Genomic DNA, 4,729 nt, shown 5'->3' on the forward strand with positions numbered 1-4,729 from the left:
AACCAGTAAGGGGCCAGCGTCAGGCTCTGCTCGATGCGCTGCCAGAGCGCCAGATCTGGCGTGCCCATGGCTGCGCGATATTCATCCACCATGTCAACCGACATGGGCGCAAGCTGGGTCTTGTTGCCCTGCGCAGTCATGGGAGGTGTCGTGATACCGGCCCAGATGGCGTGACGACGCAGCCGATAGCCCATAGCCACTTCTGGCTGGCGCTCAATAAGCAGCTCCGCCACCTTGAGCTGGGTCTGTCGCCATGCCCGATCGTTGGAGCTGTCAATCTCGACCCCGGAGCCCTTGCTGCTGCCACTGAGCACCATGGTGCCTGCCATGACGCTAGCACTGGCGGTGGCTGCAGCAGCGCTGCTTGCAGGTTGACCTCCGGCATCTGCCTGGGCCTGGGCAACCTGTTGTCGCTGGGCCCGCTTCAACCCCATCACCAGAGGATCCAGCAGTTCCCCCTTGTCAGGGCACTGGGCCAGCCAGACGGCCTCCAGCTGTTCTGCCTGCACAAGCAACTGCGCCAGTTCCGCCGCCGAGGCGCTCTCGCTCACCCTCGGCAGGGCACCCTCGAAGCGCTTGATGATCTGCACCATCAATCGCTGCTTCTGGGTCGTATTCCCGGGCCAGGCCAACAGCCAGTAAGCCTTGATCCAGGCTTCCAGCAAGCTCAGCGCAGCCCCCATCGGGGTCGCCTTGGCGGGGTGCTGCAGGCAGCGCAACAGCTGTGCCAGCACCCGCATATCCTTGGTGCGGTTCTCCAGCAACCCCAGACAGGCTTCGGCCACCGCATTGAGATCGACCTGGCTGTGGGCAAGGGAGCCCAACTTGACCAGTTCGGTCTCCACATAGTCCCAGCGCGGCTCATCGGCCAGCACGGCCCCTTTGATCTGTGCATCCGGCAAGCTGGTGAGCAGACGGCTACACCAGGGGTGTTGATAGCTCATCTTCCCCCCTACCAGCGACACTGTTGGCGCACCGGTATCAGCGCCTCTTTCAGGCCGCTGAGATCGACCCGCAGCAAGGCGCCGTTGGCCGCCTGAACCTGCAATTCACGATGACCGATCCAGCGTTTTAGCTCCTCGATGGCGGGCAGACCGCGGCCATATTCGAGCAGCCATCCCTGATCCCGGATAAACCAGCTCTGACTGCTGCGAGTTGCTTGTCCATCCAGCGCGACCTCGACTCTCTCCCCGCGCCACGGCGCATCCAGCCGCAAGCGAATATGGGTGATACTGTTGACACAACCAATCGCCAGGGTGGCACCGCGCAGGGCCGGACGAGTCAATACCGCCGTGCCGCTCTCCTCATCCTGTCGCAACAGGAAGGGTGAGCTATCCGGCACACGGGCCAACTCCTGCTCCGCTATCGCCAGCCAGGCCGGAGACTTGGTGCTCTCCTTGCTGCCTGATGGCGTCGCCTCATTACCAAGGGCGTCATAGCAGGCGAGCCGGATCAGAGGGGATGGCTCACGACGACACGCTTGCCACGCCGCCATATCGAGGGGAGGCACCGCATTGCCGGTCGCCAGCAGCAGGGGCAACAAACCCATGATGCTCATCAGTTCACCTCCAGTTTCTGGCACTTGTGATCCAGGGTGCGCTTGGGAATATTGAGGCTCTCGGCTACCAGCATGCGATTGCCCTGAAAGTAGCGCAGGCGCGCTTCAATCACCGATGCCTCGTACTGCTGCATGGCCCGGCGCAGATCGCGGATATGGTTGTAATCATCCAGCGCATCGGGCAGCTCGGCACAGACCCGATCCCGCAGCTCCGGCGGCAAGGCGCCAAGCCCCACCTCTTCACCATGACGGGTGTGGGCACAGGCCACCTCCAGCAGATTGCGCAGCTCGCGCACGTTGCCGGGGAAGTCGTAACTTTGCAGTTGCTTGAGGAACTTGCGCTGCAAGCCAGCCAGCCCCTTGTCATCCTGCGCGGCAAACTGGGCCATGAAGTGCTGACAGAGCAGCGGCACATCCTCGATATGCTCGCGCAAGGGGGCGATCAGCAGCAGACACTGGCAGAGACGGTGGTAGAGGTCGGCACGGAACCGCCCCTCCTCCACATGGCGGGTCAGCGGCTGATGAGTGGCCGCGATGAGGCGAAAATCGGAGTGATACTCCTGCTCTGCCCCAAGCGGCCGGTAGCTGCGGGTTTCCAGCACCCGTAGCAGCTTGGCCTGCATGGCGGCGGGCATATCGCCCACTTCGTCGAGAAACAGGGTGCCACCATTGGCCTGCGCCACCAGCCCGGTCTTGTTGGAGAGGGCGCCGGAGAAGGCCCCTTTCTGATAACCGAACAGCTCACTCTCGATGAGATTCTCGGGGATGGCGGCACAGTTGATGGCGACGAACGGCTTGGCGGCGCGCTCGGAGCACTGGTGTACCAGCCGCGCGACCACCTCCTTGCCACTGCCAGTCTCCCCCTGAATGAGGACGGTCAGCTTGTGGCGCCCCGCCTGAGCGATCTGCTCGCGCAGACCGCAGATCACCGCCGACTGGCCGATCAACTGCTCGCCCAGCAGCTTCTCGTGCTGGCGCAGACGATCCTCTTCACCTTTTATCTGGCGCAGGGAGTCGCGCAGCACGCTCTGATCCCGGCGACTGCGCCCCAGATCGCGAATAAGGGTGAGCTGGTTGCAAAACACCTGCGCCAAACTGGCAAGCTCGGGGCGAGCCGCCCACTCCTGCAACACATCGCCACTGTCCATCATCGCCAGCACGGCAAACGGCTTGCCGTTGCCATCATTGAGCGGAAAGGCGTGCAGACCGCACTGCTGGCCAAGGTTGGCTAGCAGTGCGCGAAAACCGGCATGCTCAATGCGGGCACCGCCATGGAGGGAATCCCAGGTGCGGGATTGCGCCTTGTGCAGCACATAGGCGAGTGGATGAGAGAAATCATCCACCGCCAGCGCCAGCGCAACCTCCTGCCCCTTGACCCACCCTTTGCACTCCAGCTGGCGGCCGCTCACGTCCAGCATGCCAAGCAGCAGTCCTTTGGGCTGGAAGCTGGCATGGAGGGTCGAGCTCCACCAGTGGCAGAGATGTTGTTCATCCCGTTGCGAGGTGAGCGCGAGGGCGAATGCGAGGGCTTGCTCCATGGTCAGCCCTCCACCTCGGCCACGAACTGGTGATCGGCCACCGAGAAGCGCACCCGGTTGATGGGCTCACCGGCTGAGAGGCGCTGCAACAATTGCAGGGAAACCGGCGGCAACAGGGCCCCATCAATGACGGACTCCAGCATCCGCGCGCCGTTCTCGCTGCGGTTGGCCCGCAGCAGGATCTCCTCGGCCACCTCGCTCTCCAGCACCACATCGGCACCGAAACGCTCCTTGAGCAGCTTAACCAGCCGGTTGAGTTTGCCACCAACGATCTGCACCAGGGTGTCGTGACCGAGCGGCAGGTAGGGGATCACCTCCATCCGCGCCAACAAGGCCGGTTTGAAGAAGGCAGCCAGCTCCGGATAGAGCGCATCCAGCAGGTCATCAGGCTGCTCGGCATGATCTACGATGGTCTGGAAACCGAGGTTGGAGGTGAGGAAAAAGACCACGTTCTTGCAGTCGATGATCCGCCCTTCCCCATCGGCCAGCTCACCCTTGTCGAACGCCTGATAGAAGAGGTTGAGCACGTCAGGATGGGCTTTTTCCACCTCATCCAGCAGCACCACCGAGTAGGGCTTCTGCCGAATGGCTTCGGTCAGCACGCCACCCTCACCAAAGCCGACATAGCCGGGAGGCGAGCCGATCAGACGGGAGACGGTGTGCTTCTCCTGATACTCGGACATGTTGATGGTGGTGAGATACTGGCGACCACCAAACATCAGTTCGGCAATCTGCAACACGGTTTCGGTCTTGCCGACCCCGCTTGGCCCCACCAGCAGGAAGGCCCCCAGCGGACGGCCTGGACGACGCAGATCGGCGCGGGCGGTCAGCAGGTGCTTGTGCAGATGGGCCACCGCCACATCCTGCCCCTTGATGAGCTCGCCAAGATACTCCGGCAGACGGGTCACCACATCGAGCTCCCCTTGGGAGATGCGATTAAGCGGCACCCCGGTCCACTCGGCGATCACCGCTGCGATCTGAGTCTTGTCTACATGGGCAGAGACCAGCACCTCACCCTGTTGCAGCTCGGCCAGCTCGCGCTCGAGCCCGGCCAGCTGCTCGGCAGCCGCTTGCGGATCGAGCGGCGCATCGGCGAGATCCAGCGCTTCTCTGGCCAGCATCTCATCCTGCTGATCGGCCAGCAGGGCGGCACGCAGCTCGACAATCCGATGCACCAATCCCTGCTGTTGCTGCCACTGGGCTTCCTGCTCACGCAGGGTGTCATGGCAGGTCTGCTGGGCCGCTTTCAGTTCTATGAGTCGCTCATCGTTGTCACCCAAACCGATCAGGCTCTGGCGCTCCAGCTGACGGATCTCCAGCTCACGCTGGCGCAGTTCGTTTTGCAAATGGCTGACGGCACGCGGCGGCGTGGTGAGGTTGATGGCCACCCGGGCACAGGCGGTATCGAGTACGTCGATCGCCTTGTCCGGCAGCTGACGGCCGGAGATGTAACGGGCGGAGAGCTGGGCGGCGGCTTGCAGCGCTTCCTCATCGATCAGCACCCCGTGGGCCTTTTCGTAGATGCTGCGCAGGCCGCGCAGGATCACGGTGGCCTCATCGGCATTGGGTTCACCCACTTTCACCAGCTGGAAGCGGCGCGACAGGGCGGCATCTTTTTCCACGTATTTCTTGT

General features: G+C 63.0%; 4 protein-coding genes. All 4 read right to left on the reverse strand.

Annotated elements, in window-relative coordinates; all coding sequences use genetic code 11:
- Positions 1–944: type VI secretion system protein TssA (tssA, locus tag DBR30_RS10865; protein WP_108588342.1), on the reverse strand; the 944-nt coding region annotated here is incomplete at its 3' end.
- Between the two features lie 8 nt (positions 945–952).
- The gene (gene vasI, locus DBR30_RS10870; RefSeq protein WP_108541711.1) at positions 953–1,558 is read right to left on the reverse strand and encodes a type VI secretion system-associated protein VasI; all 606 of its coding nucleotides are present in this window, start codon (positions 1,556–1,558) and stop codon (positions 953–955) included.
- On the reverse strand, positions 1,558–3,096 hold the full coding sequence (locus DBR30_RS10875) for a sigma-54 interaction domain-containing protein (RefSeq protein ID WP_108541710.1): 1,539 nt from the start codon (positions 3,094–3,096) through the stop codon (positions 1,558–1,560). The genes vasI and DBR30_RS10875 overlap by 1 nt, the downstream gene beginning before the upstream one ends.
- A 2-nt stretch (positions 3,097–3,098) precedes the next feature.
- Positions 3,099–4,729 (reverse strand): AAA family ATPase (locus tag DBR30_RS10880; RefSeq protein ID WP_146181377.1); only part of this gene is annotated, 1,631 nt, incomplete at its 5' end.

This window comes from Aeromonas sp. HMWF017 (assembly GCF_003061465.1).
GTDB classification, from domain to species: Bacteria; Pseudomonadota; Gammaproteobacteria; order Enterobacterales; family Aeromonadaceae; genus Aeromonas; species Aeromonas veronii.

What these genes read in the sequence shown, in the direction of transcription:
- vasI (WP_108541711.1), bottom strand. Translation starts at nt 1,558, where the DNA reads ATGAGCATCATGGGTTTGTTGCCCCTGCTGCTGGCGACCGGCAATGCG.
- DBR30_RS10875 (WP_108541710.1), bottom strand. Translation starts at nt 3,096, where the DNA reads ATGGAGCAAGCCCTCGCATTCGCCCTCGCGCTCACCTCGCAACGGGAT.